Annotated in this window: 24 protein-coding genes; 7 read left to right on the top strand and 17 right to left on the bottom strand. The window is 36.6% G+C overall.

What is annotated here, in order from left to right; genetic code table 11:
* Positions 1-83: 83 nt before the first annotated feature.
* The 7 genes from ACFTQ7_RS22605 to ACFTQ7_RS22575 all read right to left on the bottom strand — a co-directional run bounded on the left by ACFTQ7_RS22605 (position 84) and on the right by ACFTQ7_RS22575 (position 8462).
* The gene (locus ACFTQ7_RS22605; RefSeq protein ID WP_386831346.1) at positions 84-1565 is read right to left on the bottom strand and encodes a PH domain-containing protein; all 1482 of its coding nucleotides are present in this window, start codon (positions 1563-1565) and stop codon (positions 84-86) included.
* On the bottom strand, positions 1558-2037 hold the full coding sequence (locus ACFTQ7_RS22600) for a PH domain-containing protein (RefSeq protein ID WP_386831323.1): 480 nt from the start codon (positions 2035-2037) through the stop codon (positions 1558-1560). Before ACFTQ7_RS22600 ends, ACFTQ7_RS22605 begins: the two co-directional genes overlap by 8 nt.
* 189 nt (positions 2038-2226) lie before the next feature.
* A complete protein-coding gene (cshA, locus tag ACFTQ7_RS22595; RefSeq protein ID WP_349661713.1) occupies positions 2227-3750 on the bottom strand; it encodes a degradosome RNA helicase CshA in 1524 nt (507 codons plus the stop codon).
* 351 nt (positions 3751-4101) lie between these two features.
* Positions 4102-4794 (bottom strand): alpha/beta hydrolase, encoded by a 693-nt coding sequence (locus ACFTQ7_RS22590; RefSeq protein WP_386831321.1) that lies wholly within the window; start codon positions 4792-4794, stop codon positions 4102-4104.
* Between the two features lie 88 nt (positions 4795-4882).
* Complete coding sequence (locus tag ACFTQ7_RS22585; protein WP_386831319.1) at positions 4883-6250, bottom strand: UDP-N-acetylmuramoyl-tripeptide--D-alanyl-D-alanine ligase; 1368 nt, start codon at positions 6248-6250, stop codon at positions 4883-4885.
* A gap of 11 nt (positions 6251-6261) precedes the next feature.
* Positions 6262-7341, bottom strand: a complete 1080-nt coding sequence (locus ACFTQ7_RS22580; RefSeq protein WP_349661716.1) for a D-alanine--D-alanine ligase — start codon at positions 7339-7341, stop codon at positions 6262-6264.
* A gap of 365 nt (positions 7342-7706) precedes the next feature.
* Positions 7707-8462 carry a hypothetical protein gene (locus ACFTQ7_RS22575; RefSeq protein ID WP_386831317.1) on the bottom strand — a complete coding sequence of 252 codons (756 nt, stop codon included), beginning with the start codon at positions 8460-8462 and terminating at the stop codon, positions 7707-7709.
* Between the two features lie 373 nt (positions 8463-8835).
* Here ACFTQ7_RS22575 and ACFTQ7_RS22570 point away from each other — a divergent pair, with 373 nt between their 5' ends.
* On the top strand, positions 8836-10023 hold the full coding sequence (locus tag ACFTQ7_RS22570; protein ID WP_349661717.1) for an FtsW/RodA/SpoVE family cell cycle protein: 1188 nt from the start codon (positions 8836-8838) through the stop codon (positions 10021-10023).
* 62 nt (positions 10024-10085) lie between these two features.
* Here the strand turns inward: ACFTQ7_RS22570 and ACFTQ7_RS22565 are convergent, their stop codons facing one another.
* A complete protein-coding gene (locus ACFTQ7_RS22565; RefSeq protein ID WP_004232019.1) occupies positions 10086-10223 on the bottom strand; it encodes an Lmo0850 family protein in 138 nt (45 codons plus the stop codon).
* A gap of 617 nt (positions 10224-10840) precedes the next feature.
* Between ACFTQ7_RS22565 and ACFTQ7_RS22560 the strand changes: the two genes are divergently transcribed.
* From ACFTQ7_RS22560 to cls, 3 genes are all read left to right on the top strand, one after another.
* Positions 10841-12001: an MFS transporter gene (locus tag ACFTQ7_RS22560; RefSeq protein WP_386831314.1), complete on the top strand. Its 1161-nt coding sequence runs from the start codon at positions 10841-10843 to the stop codon at positions 11999-12001.
* A 90-nt stretch (positions 12002-12091) separates the two neighbouring features.
* A complete protein-coding gene (locus ACFTQ7_RS22555) occupies positions 12092-12883 on the top strand; it encodes a YwqG family protein (protein ID WP_386831312.1) in 792 nt (263 codons plus the stop codon).
* 363 nt (positions 12884-13246) lie between these two features.
* Positions 13247-14704, top strand: coding sequence for a cardiolipin synthase (gene cls, locus ACFTQ7_RS22550; protein WP_386831310.1), 1458 nt, complete (start codon positions 13247-13249; stop codon positions 14702-14704).
* A gap of 58 nt (positions 14705-14762) precedes the next feature.
* Here the strand turns inward: cls and ACFTQ7_RS22545 are convergent, their stop codons facing one another.
* The 4 genes from ACFTQ7_RS22545 to ACFTQ7_RS22530 form a co-directional block, all read right to left on the bottom strand.
* Positions 14763-15539, bottom strand: a complete 777-nt coding sequence (locus ACFTQ7_RS22545; protein WP_386831308.1) for a M15 family metallopeptidase — start codon at positions 15537-15539, stop codon at positions 14763-14765.
* A 159-nt stretch (positions 15540-15698) separates the two neighbouring features.
* Positions 15699-15947, bottom strand: a complete 249-nt coding sequence (locus ACFTQ7_RS22540) for a hypothetical protein (protein ID WP_197141517.1) — start codon at positions 15945-15947, stop codon at positions 15699-15701.
* Positions 15948-16000: 53 nt separating this feature from the next.
* Entirely contained in the window at positions 16001-16762 is a 762-nt protein-coding gene (gene yidC, locus ACFTQ7_RS22535) for a membrane protein insertase YidC (RefSeq protein WP_349661722.1), read from the bottom strand.
* A 139-nt stretch (positions 16763-16901) separates the two neighbouring features.
* The gene (locus ACFTQ7_RS22530; protein ID WP_376072704.1) at positions 16902-17696 is read right to left on the bottom strand and encodes a helix-turn-helix transcriptional regulator; all 795 of its coding nucleotides are present in this window, start codon (positions 17694-17696) and stop codon (positions 16902-16904) included.
* A 497-nt stretch (positions 17697-18193) separates the two neighbouring features.
* Here ACFTQ7_RS22530 and ACFTQ7_RS22525 point away from each other — a divergent pair, with 497 nt between their 5' ends.
* From ACFTQ7_RS22525 to ACFTQ7_RS22515, 3 genes are all read left to right on the top strand, one after another.
* The gene (locus tag ACFTQ7_RS22525; protein WP_049663393.1) at positions 18194-18844 is read left to right on the top strand and encodes a LytTR family DNA-binding domain-containing protein; all 651 of its coding nucleotides are present in this window, start codon (positions 18194-18196) and stop codon (positions 18842-18844) included.
* Between the two features lie 370 nt (positions 18845-19214).
* Positions 19215-20735 (top strand): succinyl-CoA:acetate CoA-transferase ScpC, encoded by a 1521-nt coding sequence (scpC, locus tag ACFTQ7_RS22520; RefSeq protein ID WP_268638569.1) that lies wholly within the window; start codon positions 19215-19217, stop codon positions 20733-20735.
* A gap of 121 nt (positions 20736-20856) precedes the next feature.
* On the top strand, positions 20857-22002 hold the full coding sequence (locus tag ACFTQ7_RS22515) for an MFS transporter (protein ID WP_386831304.1): 1146 nt from the start codon (positions 20857-20859) through the stop codon (positions 22000-22002).
* Between the two features lie 13 nt (positions 22003-22015).
* Here the strand turns inward: ACFTQ7_RS22515 and ACFTQ7_RS22510 are convergent, their stop codons facing one another.
* The 5 genes from ACFTQ7_RS22510 to mntR form a co-directional block, all read right to left on the bottom strand.
* Complete coding sequence (locus ACFTQ7_RS22510; RefSeq protein ID WP_349661725.1) at positions 22016-22324, bottom strand: hypothetical protein; 309 nt, start codon at positions 22322-22324, stop codon at positions 22016-22018.
* Between the two features lie 767 nt (positions 22325-23091).
* Positions 23092-23373, bottom strand: a complete 282-nt coding sequence (locus ACFTQ7_RS22505) for a GNAT family N-acetyltransferase (RefSeq protein WP_386831301.1) — start codon at positions 23371-23373, stop codon at positions 23092-23094.
* Between the two features lie 181 nt (positions 23374-23554).
* Complete coding sequence (locus ACFTQ7_RS22500) at positions 23555-24469, bottom strand: DUF1002 domain-containing protein (RefSeq protein ID WP_349661727.1); 915 nt, start codon at positions 24467-24469, stop codon at positions 23555-23557.
* 176 nt (positions 24470-24645) lie between these two features.
* Complete coding sequence (locus ACFTQ7_RS22495) at positions 24646-25503, bottom strand: CvfB family protein (RefSeq protein WP_386831299.1); 858 nt, start codon at positions 25501-25503, stop codon at positions 24646-24648.
* A gap of 100 nt (positions 25504-25603) precedes the next feature.
* Complete coding sequence (gene mntR, locus ACFTQ7_RS22490) at positions 25604-26023, bottom strand: transcriptional regulator MntR (RefSeq protein WP_079562516.1); 420 nt, start codon at positions 26021-26023, stop codon at positions 25604-25606.
* Positions 26024-26710: the final 687 nt, after the last annotated feature.

The following is a 26710-nucleotide window of genomic DNA, read 5'->3' as shown; positions in this document are numbered from 1 at the left end:
ATTGTTGTTCTAATGTTTTAACAAATGATTCATAAAAAAAGCTAATCCCACATTAATTGTGAGGACTAGCCTTTTTCTCGCATTCAATGTTCGTACCAAGATACTATAGTTTCAGCATCCTGCTGCTCTAAATTTCGCACATTCCCTGTCATACCAGTCATGCCCGACATTACCGTTGCTTTTACAGACATAACATTCTTTCTTTTTTGGAAATACGTTTGGGTAGTCCCAATAGATTGAATTCGTTTTTTCTCCATAAAAAATGTAATACGACTGAACACACGATATTGCATAGTTAGTTGCTTTCCATCTATCATATAAGCAGCTGTTTTATGTTGCCAAATACCTATTAATATCGTTAATGGAATTAACAATAGCGAAAGCAGTCCGTACGGATAAAAGTAATAACTACATGCACCAATTATAGGTACAAGCCAAATGAAATCAATTCGGTAAAAAAATGGACGAGCTCGATTTGGCGAATAAATAAGTTCTGGTCGCCAATTTACATCCGGAAAGATCTGCTCTAACGTTTCCAAACAATCCTGCTTCTGAATAAGTGGGAACAACGCAATTTTTTTATCATTCCCCTCTCCACCATTTCCCCCAGCACTCTCAACAACAACCGTTGCAAAGCCAAATAATTGACGCAATGGATTTTCTACAATACGAATCGCCTGAATTCGATTTAACGGTAAAGTAATACGTTTTTTCTCCAGTAGCCCTTTTGTAATAATAAGTTTTTCATCTTCAGTTCGAACTGTATAATCATAATAATTGATCAATGTAATAATAAATGACACAAACCATGCCACAATTAGGCTGAATATCACTATTAGTGCAACTAAAAATGCACCAATTTTCGCAAAGTCAGCTAGCTCATTAAAAATTTCCTCATATGGGATTATATCTGAAAGCTGAGGGATAAATGCTGCTACCCCAGACAGAACGACCCCAATTCCTCCTGAAGTTATGGCTAATATAAGTAAATCACGTATCGACATATGATAAATCATCGGCGCTAATACTTCCTCGGTTAGCGATTGTTCATTACTCATCTGGTCATCATTCATCTGTTCATTGGCTTTGTTTTTCGTGCGACGCATTTCCAGCTCTATTGCATCTGCCGCATCCTTTCTAATTGCCGTTAACTCTACCTCTGGCTTTCTATCCTTGCTTCCCGCAGTTTCAACTTGAACCTTTACTAGGCCAAATAGTCGATGAAAAATACCCTCATTGTAATTTAAGCTTTGAATACGCTCAAATGGGATGTAACGTTTCTTTTTAACGAACAAGCCATATTTTACACGTAATTCTCCATCTTCAAACCAATATACAAAGGTACGCCATTTAACAATGCCACTAACAAGCGCAAGTATAGCCCCTACTCCCCATATACCGAATAAGAAAACAGTTCGCCAAAAGTTATCACTATGGAAATTAAACGAGAAGTTAAAACCATTCGTTATAATAATAACAATTAACGGGAAAATCATACTTTTTAATGCTTTTGCACTTGAAATAACAGCCGATACTGGGTGTAATCGATTAACTGCCTTAGACATCATCTTCCGCCACCCTTGCTAATTCCGATATACGTGCACGAAGTCCATCCGCCTCTTCCATTACAAGGGCTGGAATCGTATGTACAGTTGCCGCCGTTGATATTGAAATATTACCTAAACCATATTTTTTTAATATCGGTCCTTGCGTCGTATCAACATGTTGTACACGCACCATTGGGATAAGCGTACGTTTAACAACGAATAAACCATGTTGCACTTCAATCTCACTTTCACGCACCTCATAGCGCCAGCGTTCCCATCTTACTTTTGGAAATAGATACGCAGATAGAATAGCACTAAGTATAACTACAACAACTGCAATGAAATAAATAAATGATGGCCATTCAAAATAATAAGTGCCATAGCATACTAAAGCCGCTATAATCAAAAGAAGTATCGTTTGCAATACACCATATAAACGCCACACTGTTAACCCTTTCCTAGAAATCTTATGAATTGGTTCTGATCTCAAAATCGATCCCTCTCTTTCCTTATTTATGTATACGTAACTAATTATCTTTTTGTTTCAAAGTTTTATCAATTTTACCTTGGCGTTCTCGTGCTGTCGCTTCGTATTTTAATATGGCCATCCGTTAAAGAAGTTAAAAAAACCTTACAGCCACTTTGACTGTAAGGTTTTATCATTTTGATGAAGATAAAATTAATCTTCGTGACGACGTGGCGCACGTGAACGACCTTGTCCACCTTCACGGCGACCTCCATCACGGCGTCCGCCTTCTCGACGATCTCCGCCGCGTCCTCCACGACGATCTCCGCCACGTCCGCCATCACGACGTCCGTTAGAGCTACGGTTGCCACCGCGTCCACGATCTCCGCCACGATTGCCAGAACGCTCACGACGCATTGGTAATGGACGTTCTTCAGTAATTGTTACTGGCGAGTCATCTGGCTCTTTTGTTAATGAACGAATTGCTGCAGCTACGACATCGATTGCATCATGGTTTTCAAGTAATTCTGTAGCAAGTGTACGATAATCACCTAAGTCGTTGTTCGCAATAAGACCTTCAAGTGTCTCTACAGCTAAGCGTTGTTGACCAACTAAAGCTTCGTCAGTTGTTGGTGGACGAAGTGGTGTCATACGTTTTTTCGTTGTTTCTTCTACGATACGTAAGTAACCCATTTCGCGTGGCGTTACAAACGTTACCGCAAGACCTGATTTACCTGCACGGCCTGTACGACCAATACGGTGAACATAAGACTCAGGATCTTGAGGAATATCGAAGTTATAAACATGTGTTACACCAGAAATATCAAGCCCACGAGCAGCTACATCTGTTGCCACAAGAATATCAATTTTATTTTCTTTAAATTGACGTAATACTGAAATACGTTTTGCTTGGCTTAAATCACCGTGAATCCCTTCAGCAAGGTAACCACGAATTGATAACGCTTGTGCAAGCTCATCCACGCGGCGTTTTGTACGTCCAAAGATGATTGCAAGTTCTGGTTGGTGAACGTTTAATAAACGAGATAAAATATCGAACTTTTCACGCTCAGCAGACTTCACAAAATATTGATCGATGTTATCAACTGTTAATTCTTTTGCTTTAATTTTTACGATTTCTGGATCACGCATAAATGTTTCAGCAATTTTACGAATTGCTGGTGGCATTGTTGCTGAGAACAGTAATGTTTGACGTTCAGATGGGACGTTTTCTAAGATTGAATTAATATCATCAATAAAGCCCATGTTTAACATTTCATCTGCTTCATCAAGCACTAATGTTTGAACATCTTCTAATTTTAAAGTACGACGATTGATATGATCTATAATTCGGCCAGGTGTACCAACGATAATTTGTGGTTTATTTTTTAGCGCACGAATTTGACGGCCGATTTCCTGACCACCATAAACTGATAATAATTTCACACGTTTGTCATAACCAATTTTATAAAGCTCTTCAGAAACTTGAATTGCTAATTCACGAGTTGGAGCAATTACTAATGCTTGGATGTTAGGGTTTTTTGGGTCAATTTTTTCGATAAGTGGAATCCCGAAAGCGGCAGTTTTACCTGTACCTGTTTGCGCTTGACCTAATACGTCACGGCCTTCAATCGCAAAACGAATAGTACCTTCTTGGATTGGTGTTGCTTCTTCAAATCCCATACGCTTTACAGAACGTAATGTAGATTCGCTAATATTTAATTCTGAAAAATTTGTCAAACTTCTCAATCTCCTTTTTCTGCTTTTAAGTTGACAAATGGTTACATTTTCAGATGAAGTTGTCGGCAAATTCGAGCCTGTGTTGTGGAACGTTTCCGTTACTTAAAAATTTTCTCTATATGATGGTCACATAGAGCTCTCTTATATGAAAAGGAAAGCCCGGTCTTTACCGAGCGGTTTGATTCTGTCGTAATTATTCACTTTAGAATAAAACCGTTGTGTTCAAAAAAAAGTACTCTTCAATCAAATATGAAGAGTCTTCGCACAAAATGTATCCATTGCTTACACTAGTCTAACATGGGATTAAAACGTATGCAACGATAACGCATGAGTCGTAATAATCTGACTACTTTACGAACTCTTTAAAAATGACAAAACGTTAGAAAACCATTCAGAGCAATCTTCGCCATAACAAATATGATGCTTGCCAGTATCAGATAAATACAAGGTTTTTTCGTTTGAAGTTAATTGATCAAATAAAAAGCGAGCAGTATGATAGGGCACAATTCCATCTAATTTCCCTTGTACAATATACACCGGAATTTTAATATCTTTATAATACGGCTCCACCATTCGAACAAGCTTCATGAATTCTATCGTTGCGGATAGTGGCACATGATTAAACTTATGCCGGTATCGTAAAAACAGCTCATTATTAGACAAATTACGATGGTATGCCTCAGTTGCCAGCATTTTAAAATCTTTGACCAGTTGCTTCGGACTCACATATTTGGCAGCAGCGCTTAGTAATACGAGCTTTTTCACTTTATACCGCTTGGCTAAATAAAGCGCTATAATGCCCCCCATTGAAAATCCAACTACTATTACTTCATCTACTTTTTTGGCAAGAGCACGAAAAGCGAGCTCGGCATCCATTAACCAATGCTTAGCAGTGAAACCACGCATTTGTAATTCTTCTCCATGCCCTGACAAGGTAGGTTCTTCAATGAGCCAATTTGTATGCGTTCGTAAATAGGTAGTAAAAGGTTCTACTTCATAAGGTCCTCCTGAAAATCCATGTATACATAACACACCTACTGACATTATTTTCACCTCTAAATGTGTAACTCATATAAGTCGATAAATGAAAGAAAGAATCGGTGAGAGAATGCCCCACCGACTCCTTGTTTTATCACTTCGTAAATGCACGTAAGATCGTTTCTAACTTCATACCACGAGAGCCTTTGAGTAAAACGATAGACTCCTCGTTAGCTTGCTGTAGTTTTTCGATAATTGGCGTATAATCATCCTCTGCATACAACAAATGGTCCTCATCAAATCGCTCTTTTAAAACTTCATTTAAATAAGCCATTCGTGGGCCAAATAAACATACATAGTCGATTTTTTCTGCATGAATATCCTTCGATAAATCTTCATGGAAACGCTTTTCATTTGGTCCAAGTTCAAGCATATCACCTAGCACAAGCCATTTTTCTGGGCGAATCGTTGTCGATGCAACAAATTGAATAGCCGCCTTTACAGAAGTTGGTGCAGCATTGTAAGCATCATTAATAAATAATGCCCCATTTGATCCATTCACTTGCTGCATGCGCATATCCGTAAGAGTTACTTGTTTTAAGGATGCACGAATTTGGTCATCGTTTAAACCTAGCTGTTGTGAAATTAACATCGCGACTAATGTATTTTTCACTTGATGCTTCCCAAGAACTGAAATAAAGAAATCTCCTTCTATCACACCATGTGTAGAGAAGCTACTTCCATCAGCCGTTGCTTCAATATTGTCTGCATACAATAGAGTGCCGTGCTCTAGGCCAAATGCCACCGCTTTTAACTGCTGCTCTTTCGCAACTAACTCTTGTAGTAGCGGTTCATCTCCATCATAAAACAGCACTCCATCTGGTTGCATTCCCTGGATTATTTCAAATTTGGCTTTAGCGATTCCTGCACGTGAGCCTAAATCTTGCATATGAGCCTCGCCAATGTTTGTAATCACTGTCATATGTGGACGAGCAAGTTTCGTTAAAAACTCAATTTCACCAAAACCACTCATACCCATTTCAAGTACGGCAACATCAGTATCTTCATCTAGCTGTAATACCGTAATAGGTAAACCTAGCTCATTATTAAAATTCCCGATTGTCTTTTGTACTTTAAAAAATGGTGTTAGCGTTCCTGCTAAAATATCTTTCGTCGATGTTTTACCATTTGAACCAGTAATGCCAATAAACTTCGCCTTATGCTCGCTGCGATAGGCACGTGCCATTTGCTGAAGCGCCACCTCTGGATCATCTACAAAGAGTAATGGCACACCTTGAGGTGGATTCGGTTCATCCTTCTGCCAAAGAGAAGCTCCTGCTCCTTTTTCAATAGCCTGCAGAACGAATTTATGACCATTGGCCTTTTCACCACGAAATGGAACAAACAAATCCCCTTGTTGAATTGTTCTAGTATCAATGGAAATTCCTGATACAACCGTGTCACCAAAAGCTGGTACTTCTTCATTTAACCATGTAGCTAACTGCTTTAATGTTTTTTTCACAATAATCCCACTCAGTCTTTTTTATAGTGAAGCTGTTGTTTTTCTTCAAAACGCTCAATTGCTAGAGTAATCAGACGATCAATAAGCTCTGGGTAACTTACATTTGTATGTTGCCAAAGAAGCGGATACATACTTACAGGTGTAAAACCTGGCATTGTATTCACTTCGTTAATATAAATGCTATTATCGGCCGTCACAAAAAAGTCCGCACGAACTAAACCGCTCCCATCAATAGCTTTGAACGCACGTTTAGCTAGCTCCTGTAAATTAGATACTGTATCCTCAGTAAGCTCTGCTGGGATAATAAGGACTGTCGAGCCATCTTTATATTTGGAGTCATAATCATAAAAGTCAGTGACTGGTTTAATTTCACCAGGTACAGAAACTTCCGGGAAGTCATTTCCTAACACAGCAAGTTCAATTTCACGAGCGATTATACCTTGCTCAATTACAATTTTACGATCATACTGTAAGGCTATTTCGATAGCCTTCACTAATTCATCGCGATTTGTTGCCTTGCTAATTCCAACACTTGATCCTAAGTTTGCAGGTTTCACAAACATCGGCCAATCCAGTTTTTCTTCGCAACGAGCGAGGATAGCCTCCTGTTCATTAGCCCATTCACTACGAATGAAATACGTATATGGAACTTGTGGTAAGCCGGCAATTTCAAATAATTGTTTCATAACTACTTTATCCATGCCAGTTGCTGATGCTAAAACACCATTTCCTACATAAGGTAGATTTAGAACCTCAAGTAAACCTTGAACAGTTCCATCTTCACCATTAGTACCGTGAAGTAATGGAAAAATTGCGTCAAATTGTACAGATTTACCATCTTTATCAATTAAAAAATCTGTAATATTATTTTCTAAAATATTGGCATTATCACCAAATTGTAATTCTTCAATTGTACTTGCAGGTTTTTTTAGACGCTCACCTCGGCGCCATTCCCCTTCAAGGGTAATGAAAATCGGATATACTTCATACTCCTCGAAATTCAAAGCTCCCGTGACTGCACGTGCTGTCGATAATGACACCTCATGCTCGGCTGACTTTCCACCGTATAATAAACCGATTCTTTTTTTCATTTTTGTGCCCTCCACATACTTCTTGAGTACTATTAGTTTATCATGAAACGTCTTTATAAATGACATCAATTTCGCCTTGCCGTAATTGTAGCTGACGCTTTGCTTTCGCTACATAAAACATCTGTAGCTGTCGCTACGCAAAACATCAAAACAATTACTGAATGACGTTAAAAATCTCACCGTAATTTTGACGGTGAGATTTAGTGTATATTCATTCTACGTACAAATGAATAGATCAATTATGCCTGGGCATAATTGCGTCAGGAATCAGCTTTGTGCTTAGGCCTACGTGACGCAGGACAGTTAGCCGTTATCGCATGGATGCGATGATTTAAGGTTAACATCCTTTTATCCGCTGAAAGAAGTTAAATAATATAAATCAATTCATCGTGCTCATTTTTCAAAATTGTACTTTTTAAATCATCCCATACCTCATCCGGATAGGAATACTCTGACAGATTGCGAATTTCGATACCGTAAGCTACTTTAGGCTTTTCAATTCTATACAATGATAACAGTGCCCCATCTTTAGTAAAAGAACGATAGGCACGCAAAAATTCCGGTGAAATAGCAGGAATACTCGATTTCACCTTCCGTCGCCAAAAACCAGTGCTACGTTCCTTTTCACGAATCAAACTGTTCAAAACATTAGCAAGGAGTAAATCGGAATCACTTAAATGGCGAAAATAAACTTTAGTCATTTTCTCTAAATCTGAAGAATAATAGACAAATCGATTTTGTAATTTATTAAAAAATGGCGAAGTAATCGGTTCCTTTTTATGACTTATGTAAAGCAGCTCTCCTTGTTCCATCGGTGTTAGTTGGTCTAGCCTCTTCTCATCCATAAAGTCTATCCAACATAATTCTTTGGATTCTGTAGCTTTTTTTACAAACTGAGGTACTTCCTCTTCTGATATATAATCGAACTGAGTATGCATATTAAAGGAACCATCTTCATAGGAATGTTTCAATAACAGTAAGTGATGCAGTGGTTCAAGTGCAGCCACAAATTGCGAGAATTTAAGCCCGCTAAAAACAACAAATTTATCGACCTCATTCATATGAACATAAATATGATACATAAAATCGTCAGCTGACTTCAATTTTTTAGCCACAACCATCACCCCATTCTTCACTATATTATAAAACTAAACTTGAATTTTTTGAAACATTTTATGTTAATAATCGTCATAACAATATTCACAGGCGTAAAAGTGTTTTTTACGTTATAATATGAATGTTAAAGATGCTATTGCATATATGTTTTTTAACTACTCGGAATGAGCACATTTAGAACGAATATAATTCTATTCATTTCTTACAAATATTTGAGAGGATTTTCTAAACCAAAAGCAAATATTACTCCCCCTACTTTCGGTTTAATATTCGCCTCTTGAGGATTCATCATATATATATTTGGTAGTAGATTGAATCGGAATTAATTTAAATCAAATTTACTCATTAAGAGATACTATTTTGATATAGGTGGCTTGTATGGAAAATAAACGAAATTTCGCGAATCGTTTTGACTGGACGCTCGCTTTTATACTTCTTTGCTTTCTAGTCATAAGTTTGTTAGCCATTTCGTCGGCGCAAACATCAGGTCAGTACGGCGTTAACTATGTTCCTTTACAATTGCGATGGTACGTCATTTGCTCAGTAATTATTGGAGTAGTTATGTTTTTTGAACCTGACCAATATAAAAAATTGTCTTGGTATATGTACGGTGGAGGCATCTTCTTATTAGTACTGCTTATTTTCATGCCAGAAGGTCCAGGACAAATCGGTGCAAAAATTAATGGTGCAAAAAGCTGGTATCATACACCACTTGGAAATATTCAACCTTCTGAGTTTATGAAAACCTTTTACATTTTAGCACTTGCTCGACTTATTAGTAAGCACCACGAAGTTTATACTTTTAAATCCATAAAAACGGATTTCATATTGCTAGGTAAAATCATTGCTACACTATTATTACCTTTAGCCCTTATTCTGAAGCAGCCTGACCTTGGTTCAGCCTTAGTATTCTTCGCCATTACGGCTGCTGTTGTCATTGTAGCAGGTGTATCATGGAAAATTATTTTACCAACTTTTTTAGGTGGCGCAATAGTAGGTGGTTCTTTTTTATGGATGGCACTCCATATGCAAAGTTTTTTAGAGAACACATTCGGCTTAAGACCATATCAGTTTGCTCGAATCTATTCTTGGTTAGATCCATATTCATATTCTTCTAGTGATGGATACCATTTAATTACTTCCTTGAATGCCATTGGTTCAGGTGAGATTTTCGGTAAAGGCTACCGCGGTCGTGAAGTTTACGTTGCCGAAAATCATACCGATTTTATTTTTACAGTTATCGGAGAAGAATGGGGTTTTATTGGCGCTAGTATCGTTATTTGTTTATTCTTTTTATTAATCTATCATTTAACAAAAACTACCCTATTATTGAAAGATCCATTCTCAACATATGTATGTTCTGGTATTATTGCAATGATTACATTCCATGTACTTGAAAATATCGGTATGACTATTCAGCTATTACCTATTACCGGAATTCCTCTACCGTTTATCAGTTATGGGGGAAGTTCATTGATGGGGAACGCTCTAGCCATCGGTCTTGTCTTCAGTATGCGTTTCCACTACCGTACTTACATGTTTACCACTCACGATGATGACGATTAATTGTGGATATAAAAAATGGGTAGCCTCATAAAGAGACTACCCATTTTTATTTGTAAAACGAGTTAAGCTTGAACTTGCGGTGTTTGCGTTGGTGGTGTGAGCACTTTTAAAAGTTCAAGTCGAGACTTTGTTACAGTGGCTGTTACACCCAACTTAGATAAATTCGAAACAATCTTTTTCAAATCTACTTCTTTTGTCATACATTCCACCTCAATCTTTCCTCGAATTTATATAACGTTTTATTTCCAAAAAAGTTTCATTTTTGCACGCGTATGATGTCTGACGAGTTAATCTCTTTCTATCATACCATTTAACTTTGCTTTAAAATTTTTCATTTTTGTTACAATGTAAATTTTTCCTCTTTTAAACCATTTACCACTAAGTAACAAAATTTAAACATTAATAAAATAAAATACCGATATACCCTCTAGAAGTATACCCTAGATATAATTTAATACTCTATGCGACATTCGATACAAAAAATTAAAAATAGAATGAGTCCATTTAGTTACTTACGTTAGTTCGCCATTCATTTTTGGTGTCAACATAATTACATTGTTAACAGTTTGTCATTTTTTATACAGTGTTCAGCCTCTTTCCTCCACTTCGCTCGCTCCAATTTTACAGCTTTCCTTAAGAAGTCACCCAGCCTTCGCTATATAAAACCTTCGTATACATCTTAACAAAATATCCTCCCCTACTTTAGGGAATGATCAACAAAGTATTTAAACTGTTTATTCTTCCGTTTTCTTGTAATAACAATAAGAAGAGAGGTAGAATATACATACTAAAATATTGTATGAAAGCAGGGGACTGTATGAAAAAGGCAATTTTATTATTAATGTCTGTCCAATTCCTCGTCTACCTTGGATTTGGAATTATTATACCTGTCTTACCTGAGGTTATAGTTCAGCAAAATTGGGATAATATACATGTAGGTGGCTTACTTACAGTGTATTCGCTCGCCAGTTTTTTCACTGCACCTCTTTGGGGTATGCTGTCCGATAAGGTAGGTCGTAAGCAACTTATATTAATAGGTCTTGTAGGTTTTAGCTTAAGCTTTGTTATTTTCTCGTTATTTATTAATAATTTAGTAATGTTATACATCTCACGCGTTGTGGGTGGTTTATTCTCGGGAGCACTATATACAGCTGTAACAGGCTTTGTAGGAGATATGTCGAGTGAAGAGGATCGCAATAAATATATGGGTCTCATGGGTATGTCCATCGGGCTCGGTTTTATTTTTGGTCCAGCAATTGGTGGTATGCTCGGACACTATAGCTTGCAACTACCCTTTATCGCTTCAGCAACACTAATTGCGCTATTATTTATTTATGCAAGTTTCGTTTTAAAAGAACCTACAAAACGAAAAGATACAAATAAACGTGCCATTATGCCAAAGGGTGCTACAAAAATGTTGCAGTACCGTGTGCGCTATTTATTTATGTTCTCATTTTTAGTGACTTTTATGCTGGCAGGAGTGGAAGCGACTTTCCAGTTGTTCCAAATTGATCGAATTCAAATTACACCATTACAAATTGGTTATTTGTTTATGTTTAGCGGCTTTGTAGATGCAGCTATTCAAGGCGGTGTGGTTAGACGAATTAAAAACGGAAGCGAGACAACTTGGTTAATAGGTGCACAAATTGTCACAGCAATGGGTATGCTTTTATTCACTTTAACAGCTAACTTATTTATGGCCGGTTTAGCCCTCTGTGTCTTCACAGCAGGAAATGCACTCGCAAGAACATGCGTTGTATCTCTTTCAACTAAAGAATCTGGTGGTCAATACGGAACTGCTGCAGGTCTTTCCTATTCGATGGATAACCTAGGACGCATTCTAGGTCCACTATTCTTTACTTGGCTATTTACTATGCAATCTAGTTTAGGCTATTATACTTCAGCAGCAATAGCCGTCGTTTCAATTAGTTTAATATTTATTTTTAAAGCATCAAATAAATCTTTACGACTTGAATAATTTGTTGATAAAAAGCCGTAACTAAATAGTAATTCAAAGCATAATAAAACACATCAAGGAATATTGGAACGGACTACCGGAGGGCTCTGCATGAACAAAATAACAAATTTTTTTCTTCCAAAAGAGCTAGAATCGTTTCGTTTTGACATTGAAGAAACACTAATTTCAGCAATGATTATCACACCCTATAAGCGATCAACTACGTTAACGGAAAGTAAATTTGCTGGAGAACCTTATTTACCATATTACCAGACATATCCTAAAGATATTGCAGGCGAGCCTATGCGGCTATTAGCTCAAATTAACTTTGCAGAAATGCCACCTCTAAAGGATTTCCCATCTCAGGGTATTCTGCAATTTTTTATTTCATCTAATATTTTCGTGAACGCTGATCATTATCACGAGGATATTTTTCAGCAATTTTATAAAATACGTTTTTATCCTATCGTAAATTTCGAAGCAACACCCCCTAGTCAGGAGTTTTTAGCACAAGCAGCAGACGATCAGTTCCCTATTCGTCAGGAATTAGCATTACAATTTCAACCGATTCAAGAACCTGTTTCCGCTTTAGATTATCGAGCCTCACATTATTTACCAGACTTAATTCCTTCATCAGAAGATGTTGATTTACGGGAAATTTATTTACAACACTTCTTAGGGGCTGGAGCTAAAATTGGCGGTTACGCCTATTTTATAGAGGAGGATATCCGTCACGAATCACAGCTCCTTAAACGATATGATGTATTGTTACTCCAAATCGACTCTAATGATGAAATCGGTATTATGTGGGCAGATAGTGGTGTTGGGAAATTCTTTATTAACCGAGAAAAGCTCCTCCAAAAGGATTTCTCTGATATTTTATTTCAATGGGAGCATTACTAATCATTTATCTTCATTCAGCAACAAGTGTTTTTCTGTGCGAAAGCGAAGCGGCAGCAACAAAGGTTTTTTCTGTGCGAAAGCGTAGCGACAGCAACAAAGGTTTTTTCTGTGCGAAAGCGTAGCGACAGCAACAAAGGTTTTTTCTGTGCGAAAGCGTAGCGACAGCGACAACGGTTTTTTCTGTGCGAAAGCAACGATACAACTATTTCAATACAACAAGGCAAAATGGATTTTGGATTACCTCGTTCTTGTTTGGAGGTAATCCTTTTCCATGCTTACCAACCAAATTTCATATCTTCTTTCCACTTATAAAGTAAGTTATACTAAGTGTATTACGCAAATATAGTAAAGGCAGGTGTAGGAATGAGTATTTTTACCGATGTTGGATATCTAGTACCTTTAATTATGTTTGTTAATATTTTGGCAGCAATGGTCATAATTTTTTTAGAGCGTAAAGATGCCACTTCTACATGGGCATGGATTCTCGTACTATTTTTCATTCCATTAGGTGGGTTTATTTTATACTTGATGTTCGGACGACAACTACGAAAAAAACATTTATTCCGTTGGGAAGGACGCAAGGATATCGGTATCGATAACCTCATTAGCTATCAGACAGAAGCGATTCGAGATAATACGTTCGAGTTTCGGATCGAAAATGCGGAAAATTATAAAGAAATGATTTACATGCATCTTAAAACAAATAATGCTGTATTAACGCAAGATAACCACATTGATATTTTTGATGATGGTGCAAATAAATTTGAGCAGCTTCTTGCAGATATTGAGGCAGCAAAAGATCATATTCACATTCAATATTATATTTTCCGTTTAGATGACCTAGGTACACGCATTGTTAATGCACTTATAAAAAAAGCAAAGCAAGGAGTTAAGGTAAGAATCTTATATGATGAAATGGGCTCACGCAATGTTAAAAAACGCCATTTCAAAGAATTGCTTACTGCAGGTGGAGAAGTCGAAGTATTTTTCCCATCCATTTTGCCACTTATAAACCCTCGTTTAAATTTTAGAAATCACCGGAAAATTGTTGTGATTGATGGTCGTATTGGTTATATTGGTGGTTTTAATGTTGGAGATGAGTACCTCGGTCTTCAAAAAAAGTTTGGCTATTGGAGAGATACACATTTACGTATTGAAGGTAGCTCCGTCCATCCATTGCAAACACGCTTTTTACTTGATTGGAACCAAGCTTCCGCACAACAGAAAATGGGCTATTCAGATCGTTACTTCCCTGCTATTCCGAAAAAAGGCGATGTGGGCTTACAAATCGTGTCTAGCGGACCTGACTCTGACTGGGAACATATTAAAATGGGCTACTTAAAGCTTATTAATATGGCGAAAAAGTATATATATATCCAAACGCCATATTTCATCCCTGATGTTAGTTTTTTAGAGGCTATTAAAATTGCGACGCTTTCAGGCATTGATGTAAGGATCATGATTCCAAATAAGCCTGATCATATGTTTGTTTATTGGGCTACATATTCATACGTAGGACAATTATTGCGTGCAGGAGCGAAAGTTTATATTTATGAAAAGGGCTTTATTCATGCTAAAGCAATCATTATTGACGATGAAGCATCAACAATCGGTACTGCAAACCTTGATGTACGCAGTTTCAGTTTAAATTTTGAAGTAAATGCCTTCATTTATGACTCAACGATTTCACATCAGCTTGCTGAGCTGTTTGAAAAAGATATTTTTGATTGCACTGAATTAACTTGGGAAATGTACCAAAATCGTTCCGCATTAATTAAATTTAAAGAATCCATTTCACGCTTATTAACACCGATCTTGTAGAATGTAGAAAAGGAAGAGAGCTAGTTCGTAACATTACGAACAACTCTCTTCCCTTTTTTTATTTCACACCTAGATATTCTTCTAGCGTTATATTTTGTTTTTTTATGTCTTTTGCTATGTCTACACCCACATAACGGTAGTGCCATGACTCATACATATAACCTGTGATGTCTTCTTTATTTTGGGGGAATCGTAAAATAAAGCCATAGTCTTGAGCATGTGTAAATAACCATTGGCCTGCTGGTGTTTCACCGAATTCTTCAGTTAGCCATAATTTATCTTTACCGACTTCCCCTATATCAAAGGCCAAACCGGTTTGATGTTCTGAATAACCAGGGCGAGCACTATAGCGATCAGCGGCAGCTTGCCCATCACGGTTTACATAGTTATTATATAATGTTGTTTGATATTCAAAAGATCGATAGCCACTAAAAGCTACTAAATCAAAACCTTGTTGTTTTGCAGCAGCAAGCATTTTATTTAGAGCTTGACGTGCCTCTGGACTTTCTTCAGGCGCAAAGGTAGATGGTAGCGGATATACTTTATTCGCTAATAAAATCCCTTTAATATATGTCGGCTCAGTTGGTAATGTTTGATTTGGTATATAGCCATTTTCATCTACCTTCTGCTCGGGCTTCACCGGATTATCCGCTGTATTTTTCGGCTCTTCTTTTACAGGTGAATCTTTTTTAGTTGGTTCTGCTGTTTGTTGTTCATGTTCATCTGATGCATTACTTATCTGTTTATTTTTATAGTTATAAACTACGAAAATAGATGCGATAAGCGCCACCGAGATTAAAGCACCCAGGATGAGTGGAAAACGTTTCTTTTTCACTATTTTTTACCCCTTTTAAAGTTATCCAGTACTACATCTTCAAAGAACAGTCCTTCAGTAAGTACCGATACTAGTTTTTACTATTTTGCTATAGTCTCATTTTAGCACTGTTCACAATTTAGGGTGTGGGTTTTCACCCATGATTTCAAAATTAATCTGTTAGTCTGTGAGAATAATAATAAACACTACTATAGAAGCAATTGAGAAAAAGATTGCCATGTACTTCATCCATTTCGCTTCTTTTATATAACCTTGCTCTTTAAAACTTTTTGCTCTAAATCCATTAGATACGGCAAACATAATAGTCATTGCAAATACCGCAAAGTTAAAATTACCTATGATAATAAATACGATAGCCGCGATACTAAAAATTGCGACTAGAATAGATGATAGCCACTTTGTATTCATCTTACTGTCCTCCTAAAAAAATCGAGGCTACATAAGCGCCTCGACAAATAATTTTATGAGTTTACTTTTTCCGGATGTTCCGAATAAAATTTCCGACCGATATATGTTTGAATAATCAATAATGCACCGCTGACCGACCAGTAAAGTGGTAGGGCTGCCATAGATGACATCGAGATAAAGACAATCATAATGGGTGAAATATAAATAAACATTTTCATTTGTGCTTTTTGTTGCTCTGGTACTGTCCATAATGATACACGTGCTTGAACTAAATAAACAATACCTGCGACAATTGTCATAGCGATATCAGGTGAACCTAAGCTAAACCATAAAAATTCATGTGATTTCACATCTGTAGAATATAAGATAGAGAAATAAAGACCCATGATAATAGGCATTTGAATTAACATTGGTAAACAACCCATGTTGAGTGGATTGATGCCATGTTTTTGATATAATGCCATCATTTCTTGCTGATACTGCATTTGCTCTTCTTTTGTCTTAGCTTCCTTCATCTTTTTCTGAACAGCTTCCATTTCAGGCTTAAACGCATCCATTTTCGTTTTCATCTTTTGTTGCTGACGGTAATTTTTTAACATAATCGGCATTAAAACTAAACGAATAAGAACCGTAATAGCGATAATTGCTAAACCATAGCTACCTGAAAAAATAGTATTACCGAAAAATTCCAATAAAAATTCCATAGGTTTTACAAAGATACTATAGAAAAAACCTTCTTTGTTTTGCACAGCTTGACAGCCACTAAGAACAAAAACGACAAGTCCAAGCATTGAAAATAGCTTCAAATTCTTCATTTTTCCACCTACTATTATTTATCAACTAAAATGAAGTATACATTATCGGGTCCATTATTATCAAATAGCAAGCATAAAAAAGATGCGAGCTTTAGCATCGCTAATACGTCCGCATCTATTTATTAATCTTTTTATGACTTTAAACGTTTTGAAGCTCTGATTCCGCCATCTCGAAACGATAAAACTCATGATGTAGCTCATCTCGGAAATGTTTGGGCGTTACCCCAGTATATTTTTTAAAGATGCGGGTAAAATAGCTTTGATTACAGAAATGGAATTGATCTGAAATAGAAGTTATACTTTTATTCGTGTGTCTAAGGTAGTACTGTGACTCTTCTACTCGGCGAACATTTAGATATTCAACAAGTGTAATACCAACATGTTCTCTAAATATACGTGATAAGTGACTCGTACTTATATGAAAATTATTTGCGATGCTTTCCACTGTTAAGTCATTTTCCAATTCATCGTTTATATACATTATTACTTTATTAACTGTCTGGTGACGAAAAGTCGGTTGCTTGCGATCTGCGATGAAGTAGACAAAAAAATCAATTAAATCATCAGCGAATTGTAAAAATTCTGCGTCTTTCATTTGATTTTCAATCATATCATTACAAGCAATGTTAAAAGCAAAAGCTTTTTTCGAAGGAACTTGATTGTCTAGCAATTTACGTGCAACAATTGACGACAAAACAGAAAAATAACTTCGAACAATTTTAATGACTTGTTTGCCAAAACGTATGGAAAGAATATCAATTAATTTATGCAAAGATTTCTTTGCCTTTGCAGATTCTAAATGGTAAATTTCAAATATTAATTTAGACTCAATATTAAAAAATTCTTCTACACCGATGTATTGGTTAATACTATCGATTTCCTGAAAGTATCTTTTGGATATCGTTTCTGACATAGAATGTTGATGTAGTTGCATAATCTTCCCCATCTTTCCTCAGATTGCACGAATTGCTGTTACAATTCTTGACACCAATCTACTTATTTCAAAATAAGAAAATAGTATTTCCTTATCAATTGTACGAATTGAGTCATATTTCATATATTATATAATAAAAATAACCCAACTATACCATCAGTTACAAAAAAAAATAGACTATACAGTGAATTTTACCATATTCTGCGATTTCCTTTCAACCACATTTTGTCTTTCACACTAGTTCTAATTTATCATATATACACAGTAGAAACCCCGTAAACTTATGTCGCACAATTAAATTTTACCATATATATATTAAATCGAATTAGTAATTTTTTAAAATTTGTTACAAATTATGTAATGTCGTTTTACACCTATATTTTTCATCAATCGACATTTCTCTTTTTTATTCCGAAATCTTCTCTATATAATTTATATGAATATGTAGTAAAATAGATGATAATACTATTTTTAAAAGTTTAGACGAGGTGTTAATAGTGGATCCAAAACAAATAGAAGAAATTATGGAGATTATTAAAGAGTTCTTCCCCGAGAATACTTCTATCGCAATCTCCGATACAAACGAATACTTGTACTACCAAGCAAGCAAAAAAGTTGATTTAAAGATCAAGCCTGGCGACCCAATTAAAGAAGGTTCAGCAGCTCATAAAGCGTTAAACTACGGACAAAAGATTAGTTCTTACATTGAGCCTGATGTATTTGGAGTAGCATATTATGGCATGAGTATTCCTTTAATGGAGGAAGGCGAAACTAAGGGTGCTATCACTGCAATCTTCCCACAAAAGCCATCAGCATTTTTAACGAACTACATTACTATTAAAATTGATGACTGCTGGTACCCAATCAAACATGATCAAGTTATTTATCTTGAAACACAGCTTCGAAAAACATTTGTTAAAACGATGAGTCGTGAAGGCTACCACCGCTTAAACCTAAGTGATCTTGAGCTATTTTTAGCACCTGACTCATTTATACGTTGTCACCGCTCTTATATCGTTAACATTGACTACATTGATGAAATTCAACCAGATTCTCATTCAACGTTTTTATTAATCATGAAAGACGGTACTCGTATTCCAGTTAGCCAACGCTATGCAAGTTATTTCCGTCGTTCTTTAGGTTTCTAATTTTTTTATAAGTACAGCGAGCATTTTAATTGTTCGCTGTACTTTTTTCTTGCTGAATTTAAATGCTCTTCACCAACCAGTCGGAACGAAAATAACCCCACATTATATTACTGAATTTTCAAAAGTAAAATTCTCTAAAAACAATACACCTCTACATTAAAACGTTTTCTCTGTCGAAAATTCGTTTTTATGCTCATTTTTCCTGTTTTTACTCAATTTAATGCTATTTCTAAAGTAATTGTGACAATTTGGTGATAGTATTATTCAAATGGTTGGTGTCATACTACAACTAAATAAACAGAAAATTCTTACGCGTTTTTTCTAGTTTTGTAATCGGTTTCCATCAAACTTTTTAGGGGAGGATTTTTTTATGGATGCAAATGTTCAAAAACGCCTAGGCTTAAAAGAACTTGAAAGTAAAATTGTTACTGCTGAAGAAGCTGCAGCACTGATTTCTGACGGTGATGTAGTTGGTATGAGTGGATTCACTCGTGCGGGGGACGCAAAAGTTGTTCCTATGGCTTTAGTAGAGCGCGCTAAAAACGAAAAATTCAAAATTGATGTATATACAGGAGCTTCTTTAGGACCAGAAGTTGATAAATACTTAGCTGATGCTGGTGTTATCCGCAAACGTGGACCATTCCAAGGAGATGCAACTATCCGTAATTTAATTAACACTGGTGATGTCCTATATGTTGACGCTCATCTTTCACATAACGCTGAATTAGTTCGCCAAGGAATTATTGGACCAATTAAATATTTAATTCTTGAAGCTGTTGCTATTACAGAAGATGGACTTATTATCCCAACAAACTCTGTAGGTAACTCACCAATCTTCGCTGATTACGCTGAAAATATTATTGTCGAATTAAATATCTCTCATCCAGAAGCGTTAATAGGTATCCACGATATCTATGTACCAGGTGAGCAAGGTCAACGTGAAGCAATCCCAATGACTGATGCTATGCAACGCATTGGTGACATCGGTATTAAAGTAGATCCAGCTAAAATTAAAGCGATTGTTATTTCTGAAGAGCCAGATGCTCCTTCATTAATCGTTCCGCCAGATGAAGAAACACAAACAATGGCGAACATTTTATTAGACTTCTTCAGCGATGAAATTAAAGCGGGTCGCTTAACAAAACAATTAATGCCATTACAATCTGGTGTAGGTTCTGTTGCAAACGCTGTACTTGACGGCTTCGCAAATTCAGAATTTGAAGATTTAGTTGTTGCTTCTGAAGTACTTCAAGATGCTGTATTCAACTTAATTGATGCTGGTAAAGTTAAATTTGCAGCAGCTACTTCAATTACACTGACTGAAGAATTACAGAAAAAAGTATATGGCAACCTAGAGAAATACGCTGATAAAATTTGCTTACGTCCACAAGAAATTTCTAACCACCCAGAGCTTATCCGTCGTTTGGGTCTAATCTCAATCAACACTGCTCTTGAATTAGATATCTATGGCAACGTAAACTCAACACACGTATCTGGTACTCGTATGATGAACGGTATCGGTGGTTCAGGTGACTTTGCACGTAACGCACGTCTAGGTATTTTCGTTACTAAATCATACGCAAAAGGCGGCGCTATCTCTTCAATCGTGCCAATGGTTTCTCACGTAGACCACACTGAACATGATGTTGATGTAATCGTAACTGAGCAAGGTATTGCTGACTTACGTGGTCTTGCACCACAAGAACGTGTACCTTTAATTATCGAAAACTGTGCACACCCAGATTACAAAGAACAACTTTGGGATTACTATAACCGTGCGCTAGAAGCAACTGGCGGCCATCAAACACCTCATATTTTAGAGGAAGCACTTTCTTGGCACGTAAATCTTGCTAAAAACAAAACAATGAAAAAAGAAGTTGCTAAAGCTTAATTTTCATTATTCAGGAACGCCTCATAGGTTAAAACCTTATGAGGCGTTCTTTTTTGTCGAAAATGGTATAATAAGAGTGATATTCATTCTCATTAACATATAATTTTCTATCGGAGGAGCTATGAAGAAACTTATTTATTTGATTATATTCTTTTCGTTTTTCGACCTATTTACTCAACTTCCTGTCATGAGTACATATGCTGAATCCTTAGGGGCATCAGCCTTCATTACCGGCCTAGCAGTAGGTATGTATTCCCTTTCCAATACATTTGGTAATGTTATCTCTGGTTTTTTAACAGATCGTAAAGGACCATTCGTTATTTTAATCCTAGGTCTCTTAACGACAGGCCTTTCACTATCCCTTTATAATTTTGTGGAAGATCCTATTATTCTATTAGTAGTCCGCTTTGTACATGGATTAGTTGCAGGCTTTATCGTTCCTGCTGCTTTCACATTTTTAGCGAATGCTACTAAGCAAGAAAAAAGAGGTAAGGGCAGTGCTATCTCTGGAGCATTTGTTGGTATCGCTGCAATAATCGGTCCTGCATTTAGCGGAATTTTAGCGAGTCGTACTAGCGTACCATTCGTTTTTAATATAACTGCAAGCTTTATGCTCTTGTTAGGAATACTTGCCTTCTTTTTATTAAAATCAAATCAGGTAAAAAAAGAAAAGTCTGCTTCAACTGCAAACATTCCTTTTTATGTACTTTTTAATAATCCAGGTACATTGAAAGCCTTTACCAGTGCATTCTTTTTAATGTTTTCTCAAGGAGTTATTGCCTATCTCCTTCCACTAAAAGTGCAATCTTTAGGCTTTGATTCACGTTTAAGTGGTACCTTGATGAGTACATTTGGCATTATTGCTGTTCTCATATTTATTTTGCCCACTAACCGTATTTTCGATAAGGTCGCTCCTATCAAAACATTATCACTTGGAATAGGTTTAATGGGGATCAGTCAATTATTAATTAGTCAGGCAGATTCAAGTACGTTACTTTATATTGCAATGGCCTGCTACGGTATCGGATTTGGCTTCTTATTCCCATCAGTCAATTCACTTTTAATCGACTCTACGACGGCAGAAATCCGCGGAAAAGCCTATGGTTATTTTTATGCCTTCTTCTCATTAGGAGTTGTCTTAGGTTCCTCATTACTAGGATGGCTCTCACTAGGTATTGTCAGCGGCTTTATATTTACTGGAATTGTATTATTAGTATTTGCAACGATCATCATATGTACACAAAAAAGACCTTCTCACGTAAAATGAGAAGGTTTTGTTGTTATTTCTCTTGTTCCTGAATTTCTCCATTGAAGTAATGGATACCTGTATGCCCTCCACCTTCAGCAACCATTTCATTTGAAGCTATTTTTGTTGGAGACGTTCCAGCTTCTGTCGCTACTTCAGTAGAAATACGCTCTGTAATGTTTCCATGCATCTCCATATTCGTTGTATTCAAATAAGATGCTAATTTAGATTTTGCATTATTAAACATACTCAATGCTTTATCACGGTTTTCTTTTTTACTTAAATAAGATGCTGCTAAAGTTAACCCTACTAGCATAACACCTGACCCTTTACGTTTCGCCATTATAAATCCCTCCCAAAAATATAAAAACTAGCTCTGTAATATATCTTTTCCCTATTTTTTGAGGACTAAACATAATTTTTATATACGCTACAGCATATATAAAAAGAGAGTCATCTATTCCCCTTCGCTTCCATAATATAAACACGTTTCTTAGTACATCTATATTTTTTCGCAAATAGTTAATTATTCTTCTACAAAATTTTATGGTAAACGTTTATTTTTCATAATTACGATTTTTTGTAACTTTTTATGATTACAAAGGACAAGTAAAGGGAATTAATGAATTTATACTAATAACAGGAGAGTGATTATTATGAAAGATTTAGATTCAGTATATGATTGGGTAGACATGGCTTCATTAGTAGGTGGAGCAGGCATCTTAACAATACTAATTTATAGTATTTTACTGTAAGGAGCTACATGAATGGTCTATAAAAAATCAATTATGCCTTGGCATAATTGCGTCCAGAATCGGCTTTGTGCAAGCACAAAGAACTCCTTTCCGATTCTGTGACATCCTCTGGAGGATTTAACTTCTTTCAGTAAATGTTTTACAAAAACATTTACTGAAAGAAGTTAAAAGGCAATCCGCTTATTAATAAGCAGATTGCCTTATTTTATCCCGCGTTAACGGGCAGTAGTTTTCACCATAAAATTTTAGCAAAATTAAAGAAGTAAGGTTGGATCAAAACTGCCCGTAAACGTCCGATTGGTGAAGACTAATAATCAGTGGGGAAGAAAAAATCCCCACTGATTAAAGTTTCACTTTATTGTTTTACATCATTGTAAGCATCGGATTTTTCAAATGCTGCAACTACATAAGAACAAACCGCTTCCATTTTATAGCCTTGTTCACGTGCATAGGCTGCGGCATGATCCAACAGTTTTTTGGCCACCCCTTGGCCACGGAGCTTATCTGATACATATGTGTGATCCATGACCATTACTTGACCCTTTTGCTGCCATGTAATTTCCGCTAATCTTTCCCCTTCTTGCTCATAAACAAAAGCATGCTTTTTATCCGCTAGCTGTTGTAATTGAAATTCCATTTCTCACCACTCCTTTTTATCATAGTACCATAGCTTTTTATATTTTTACAAAGCTGGCGAGTGGCACTTTAAAAAAATATAAACCTTATAAAAAAAGAATCCGCTCACTTTCTCTAGCAATCAGGAGAAAGTGTTGCAGATTCTTTTCTATCAATTTTGCCTTGGCGTAATTGCGTCCAGATTAATTAAACCATGATGCGATTGTATCCTTTAAATTAGCAAAGAAATTTTTCACACTTTCCCAGAAGCCTTTATCTTCCATTAGCGATCCGAATTTTTCTTTAATCGTATTGCTAATATCATCTAATTGTTCAGACCATTTACCAAAATCAATATCTAGTTTACTAATCTTGTTCATCAAATCAACTAGCAATTGACGGTCCTTTTCACTTAAATTAATTTCAAGCTTGTTTAATTGCTCTTGCACAATCTTTTCAACCTCTTCTTTAGTCGCTGGCTTTGATTCTGCAATTTCCTTTTTGATTTCTGTTAGTAACTCTGCAACCTTGGCATCTTCCACTCCTGCCGATTGCGTAAGAGTCGTTGCTACTGATAGCTCGTCATTTGCAACATCTGTACGCTCAGTATCAAGCTTTTCACCTGTTTTTACTTCGTAAGCTTTGTAAATTCCCACAAGCGCTGAATGACCTGTTACTGCTTTAGGTGCAGCCACCTGTACTGTTGCATCTTCAATACCTGCAGTTAGCATGGCATTTGCATACATTTCAGATGTAACCTGTGTAATGTTTGATGGTGTAACAATTTCAATAACTAATCCTTCTCCTGCATTTTTACGCGTGATTTTGGCAGAAGAATACATACGAGAACTTGAATTACTATCTTTAATATATTTAGCTAAGTCTTGACCTGATACTGTTATTTCTTCAACTTCAGGCTCTTCGTTCACTTTTAATGACTTTTTAACAGACTCTTTTTCAGCCTCAGATAAGTTTGCACCATATACGACAATCGGTACTCCTAATTTTTCATCAATTGCTTTAGGTGGCGTATTATCAGCCGCAAAACCTGTTGCGGGTGCCATCACGCCAAATACTAACATTGTCGCTGTTAGTATTTTTATCCACGTTTTTTTCAAATTGTGTGACCCCTTTCATCCAAAAACTCATTTGGCCCGTAAAATGCATGCCAATCAATTACTAAACAATTATTAGTACGAAAAAAAGACGAGAAGGTTTCAAAGGGCTCTCGTCATTTTCTTTAATTTCATTTAGTAATCGTTCATACTCTTAGTGCAGAAGAATTTCTTCTACACTAAATTTCCTCTGTCCAACCATCCTGCTGTTTCACTTTACCAGCTTTCATAAGTGTACCTAACGCTCGTTTAAATGCACCTTTACTCATGTTAAACATTTCTTGAACTTCATCTGGTGAGGATTTATCGCCAAATGGCATTCTTCCTCCTACCTCTTGTAGGTAATTTAAAATTTTTTGCGCATCACCTGAAATTCGCTCATGTTTACGTGGTAAAAGTGAACCATTCATCGAACCCTCGTCTTTTACATCAATAATACGAACAACAACATCTTGTCCCAGACGAGGTTCTTCATTACGCTCTGATTCATGGACAAAAATACGGTACGGAATGTCTACACCTAATAAAAACGAGCCAACTGGTAATAAACGATATGGACGTGCCTTAATGTTTTTATTGTGCATGTCTTCAAATGCACCTTCATATAATTCCAAAATTTTTTCTTCAGTTGCCAAACGTCCAAATAAATCACCATTGCGATCTGTGCGCAATGTCATAAATAAATGGTCGCCTGGTGCTGGCCAAAGCTCTGTTATTGCAGGTAAATCTTCAGCTTTCACTAGCACCTCGCGTGAAGTACCGATATCTACAAAAGCCCCTTCACGCTCGACTACTTTTAGAACACGAGCCCAGCCATATTCCCCTTGTACGAAAGATGGGATAGCTGTTGTAGCTGCTAAATCACCACGACGATCTGCAAATAAAAATACTTCAAGGCGGTCACCTACTGCAAGTGGCTCTGTTACCTCTGAAGCATTTAAGGGCAGTTCATCAACTCCATTTGTTAAGATCCATTTCGATGCTTGTTGCTCTAACACAGTTAATGTAACAACTTCACCTGATTTTAATTCGTTCATATTGTCTTCCTTTCCTTCTTACCATCATTTTCGCAAAAAAACTTCACCGAAGGCTTTAACATCTGTAGCTGTCGCTACACAAAACATTCGCTGATAGAGATTAAAAGTTATGATGTGTTTTAGATGCCTCTAGTTTTTTCGCGATGTCCGGATTTTCTTCCATTACTTGCACAAGATCCGCAATTCGATCGATTGAATTCCAACTCAAATGATGTTCGATACCTTCTACATCATTGTATATTCGCTCTTCATCTACACCAATGATTCGCAAAAATTGCTCTAGAAGTTCATGGCGCTGTACAAGACGTTTTCCAAGCTTTTCTCCTTTAGGCGTCAATGTAAGGCCACGGTATTTTTCATAAACTAAATAACCATCTTTATCTAATTTTTGAACCATTTTTGTAACAGAAGAAGGAAGAACAGATAATGCTTCAGCAATGTCAGACACACGAGCATACCCTTTATTAGTGATTAATAAATATATTTGTTCGATATGGTCCTCCATACTAGGTGTTGGCATATCCTATTCCCTCTCTTTCCTTTTCTTACTCTCTAGTTTACTACAAGCTTGCCTTAAAAGTTAACTGAAAATACATATGCCAGAAAAACAATACATGCGCATCCTAAAAAGAACAACTTCATATGTTGGCTCCCTTGTAGTTGAAAAATTTGTATCAATGTAATTAAGGTATCATTTTAAATAAAGTGTGCTTTGCGGCAAAGCAAGGGAATGATTTCCGTTCCAGGCTACTCGCTTTCCTGTGGGCGAGCGTCGAGTCGCTTCCTCAGCTGCGCTCCGTGCAAGGTCTCGCCTGTCTCGCTTTCCCACGGGAGTCGAGTAGCCTTCCACTCCAATCAACAATAGTGTAGCGCTATTGTAAATTTCTTCCATTTAAAAAAGTGGACGCTTTGCCTACTCATCATATTCGAACTGAATAAACTTATAACTTAAAGGGTTTGTATCTGATGCTGCTACCACTTCACTTTCGCACATAAAACATTCGTTGCTGAAGTTTCGTTTTATCATTATAAATTAGAGTGTCATACCAGAAGATACACGCTAAGTGAATTGGTTGATTGGAGGGAAGACCGGGCGACTCCTTGGGGATCAGCAATAGAGGAACGAAGGCTAAAAGCATCACATCCTGTGATAACGCCTTCGTGACCAACATCGTGCTGCTGCCGCTACGTTGCACTCACGCTTTCG

This window comes from Lysinibacillus sp. NPDC056959 (assembly GCF_042674095.1).
Lineage (GTDB): Bacteria > Bacillota > Bacilli > Bacillales_A > Planococcaceae > Lysinibacillus > Lysinibacillus zambalensis.
This window is presented reverse-complemented; position numbering and strand designations above follow the sequence as displayed.